Consider the following 3342-nt stretch of genomic DNA (forward strand, 5'->3'; position numbering starts at 1 on the left):
CAACACGGTGCCGCTGTTCGTGCTCGGCGTGCTGGCGGCGTACCGGGGCATCAGGAAGTTCCTGCTGGTGACGCTCATCATCACGGTGGCCAGCGGGCTCGCGGTATGGCTCTTCCAGAGCTCGGGCGAGCTGACCGTGGGCGCCAGCGGGATCATCTTCGGATACTTCGGTTATGTGCTGATCCGCGGATTTTTCGACCGCAACCTGCTCGACATCGGCATCGGGATCGTCGCGGGCGTGCTGTACTGGACGATCCTGCAGGTGGCCATACCCGGCACTCCGGGGATCAGCTGGATCGGGCACCTGGGCGGCCTGTTCGGCGGTGTCCTCGCGGCCTGGATCCTGCGAGAGCGCACTCCCGCTGGGGTGACCCGAGGCGGCTGGACAAGCGGGTGGACGACCGGCCTTGGCGCGTCCGCGGGCAGCGGCCGTCCGGGTTCGGGGAGCGGTCCGGGTTCGCGGGGCGGTGCCGGTTCGGGGGGCGGTGCCGGTTCGCGGGGCGGTGCCGGTTCGCGGGGCGGTGCCGGTTCGGGGAGCGGTGCCGGTTCGCGGAGTCTTCCCGGCGCCGGGAACGGCAGCGGCGCCGCAGCCGATCTCCTGCGCGAACTCGACGACATGGGCCTCTAGCTTCAGGGCACCCGGCAGGCCAGACTTGCGATAGTCCGAACCCGGAGCAGAGGAGCAGAGGAGCCGCGAGGCCGATGATCCGTCACACCGTCCTGTTCAGCTGGAAACCAGAGGCCACGCAGGAGCAGAAGCAGCAGGCGGCGACCGAGGTCGCGAAGCTGCCGTCGATGGTGCCGTCGGTGCGCGCCTTCGCCTCCGGGCCGGACGCGGGCCTGGTGCAGGGCAACTTCGACTTCGCCGTGACCGCCGATTTCGACGACGAGGCCGGCTTCTTCGCCTACCGCGACGACCCGGGGCACCGGGACATCGTGCAGCGCCACATCATGCCGATCGCCGCCCAGCGTGCCGCGGTGCAGTTCGAGTTCTGACGCGGGCCCGTCGAGCTAGAACGCTCCTTCGGGAACGTCCATGAGGTCGAGGGTGGTCTGCTCGATGACCTTCCGGTCGGCTTCCAGCCTGGGCAGCACTGTCGTGGCGAAGAACCGCGCCGCCGCGAGCTTGCCCGCGTAGAAGTCACGGTCAGCCTCCGCCAGCTCGTCCGCGTCATCCAGCGCGCGCTGCGCCACCGCGGCCTGCCTGGCGAGCAGCCAGCCGATGGCCAGGTCCCCGAAGGCGAGGAGCAGCCGCACGGTGCTGAGCCCTGCCTTGTAGACCTCCTCGGGGCGGTCCAGCGAGCCGATCACGAAACCCGTCATGGCGGTCAGCATCGCCTCCACCTGCGCGACCCCCTCGGCGAGGGCGGCGCGCTCGATCTTCAGCCGGCCGTTGCCGTCGCCATGCTCGCTGCGGTCGCTGCGGTCGCTGCGGTCGCTGGCGTCGTCACTGGCGGCGAACGCCGCGATGTCGGCGAGCAGCGAGCGCACGGCCGCGCCCTGGTCGCGGACGATCTTGCGGAAGAAGAAGTCCAGGCTCTGGATGCCGGTCGTGCCCTCGTAGAGGCTGTCGATCTTCGCGTCCCTGATGTACTGCTCGATCGGGTAGTCCTGCAGGAACCCCGATCCGCCGAGCGTCTGCAGGGCCAGCGTCAGCATCTCGTACGACCGCTCGGACCCGACGCCCTTCACCACCGGCAGCAGCAGGTCGTTGCGCGCGACGGCGGCCTCGTCGACCGTACCCGCCGCCTCGGCGAGCTGCACGGCGTCCTGCTGCGTCGCCGTGTACAGCACAAGCGCCCGCATGCCCTCCGCGTAGGCCTTCTGCAGCATCAGCATCCGGCGCACGTCCGGGTGGTGGATGATCGTCACCCGCGGCGCGGTCTTGTCGGACTGCTGGGTGAGGTCAGGGCCCTGCACGCGGCTCTTCGCGAACTCGAGCGCGTTGAGGTACCCCGTGGAAAGAGTCGCGATCGCCTTGCTGCCGACCATCATCCGCGCGTGCTCGATGACCAGGAACATCTGCCTGATGCCGTCGTGCACCCCCCCGACGAGCGTGCCGACCGCCGGCCTGTCGGCGCCGAACGTCAGCTCGCAGGTCGCCGAGACCTTCAGGCCCATCTTGTGCTCCAGGTTGGTGGCCACGACGCCGTTCCGCTCGCCAAGCGTGCCGTCCTCGTTCACCAGGTACTTCGGCACCAGGAACATCGACAGGCCCTTGGTGCCCGGGCCCGCGCCTTCCGGCCGGGCGAGCACCAGGTGGAAGATGTTCTCCGCGATGTCGTGCTCGCCCACGGTGATGAACCGCTTGACGCCCTCGATGTGCCAGGTCCCGTCCGGCTGCTCGATTGCCTTGGCACGTCCGGCGCCGACGTCGGAGCCGGCGTCCGGCTCGGTCAGCACCATCGTCGCGCCCCATTCCCTGTCCACGGCCAGCTGCGCGAACTGCTTCTGCTCGGGTGTGCCGATCTTCCACAGCACGTGAGCGAAGGTCGGGCCGTTGCTGTACATCCAGGCGGCCGGGTTCGCGCCGAGGATGAACTCCGCAACCGCCCAGCTCAGCGACTTAGGCGCCACGGTGCCGCCGAGCTCTGGCGGAATGGCCAGCCGCCACCACTGCGCGTCCATCAGCGCGCGGAACGACTTGCGGAACGACTCAGGGACTGTCACGGTCCCCGTGGCCGGGTCAAAAACCGGCGGGTTGCGGTCGGCGTCGGCGAACGACTCGGCCACGGGCCCGACGGCGAGCCTGTTGACTTCGGCCAGCATGTCGCGCGCGGTCTCGGCGTCCACGTCGGCGTAGGGACCAGTCCCCAGGAGTGCCTGACGGCCGAGCACCTCGAACAGGTTGAACTCGATGTCCCGGAGATTGCTCTTGTAGTGGCTCATATAACGCTCCGCAGCTTGGGTACCTAGCCTATGTTACTCGCTAGTAGCAAATTCGTCACCCCTGCGGCCGCGCGTCTTCCACGGCATGGCAAACCGCTGGTGACAGACCGGCCGGAACACGACAACATACCCCATTCCCCGACTACCTGTTTCGGCGCTTTTGAGGCATCAAGGACACCTTGCGACTAGGCTTCCGACTCGTGACGGATGTTCGCGACCCCTCGGCAGGCCCCCCGACGCGGCGGCCTAACGACGGCACGCCCTCCCGGCAGCCGGGCGGGACGCTGCCGGCACGACAGTTCGCCGGGGACCTGGCTGGCAGGTATCCGGTCGGGGACCAGCCGGCCAGCGACCTGCAGGGGGGCGGCGGCAGCGGCGGCAGCGGCGGCGGCCAGGCCATGCCGAGCCGCCAGACGGCAACCCGTCCGCCGCGACCGGCCGGCCGGCACCGCA

Annotated in this window: 3 protein-coding genes and 1 pseudogene; 3 read left to right on the forward strand and 1 reads right to left on the reverse strand. The window is 69.4% G+C overall.

The features are described from left to right. Positions 1 to 628 (forward strand): rhomboid family intramembrane serine protease (locus tag Q1N79_RS09270; protein ID WP_300606854.1); only part of this gene is annotated, 628 nt, incomplete at its 5' end. Between the two features lie 74 nt (positions 629 to 702). Next, a complete protein-coding gene (locus tag Q1N79_RS09275; protein ID WP_300606857.1) occupies positions 703 to 996 on the forward strand; it encodes a Dabb family protein in 294 nt (97 codons plus the stop codon). A 15-nt stretch (positions 997 to 1011) separates the two neighbouring features. Here Q1N79_RS09275 and Q1N79_RS09280 read toward each other — a convergent pair whose 3' ends face one another. Continuing rightward, complete coding sequence (locus Q1N79_RS09280; RefSeq protein WP_300606860.1) at positions 1012 to 2889, reverse strand: acyl-CoA dehydrogenase; 1878 nt, start codon at positions 2887 to 2889, stop codon at positions 1012 to 1014. Positions 2890 to 3089: 200 nt separating this feature from the next. Here Q1N79_RS09280 and Q1N79_RS09285 point away from each other — a divergent pair. Further along, positions 3090 to 3342: pseudogene (locus Q1N79_RS09285) on the forward strand (hypothetical protein); the annotation flags it as partial.

Origin of the sequence: Trebonia sp., assembly GCF_030042015.1 — a bacterium.
Taxonomy (GTDB): Bacteria; Actinomycetota; Actinomycetes; order Streptosporangiales; family Streptosporangiaceae; genus Trebonia.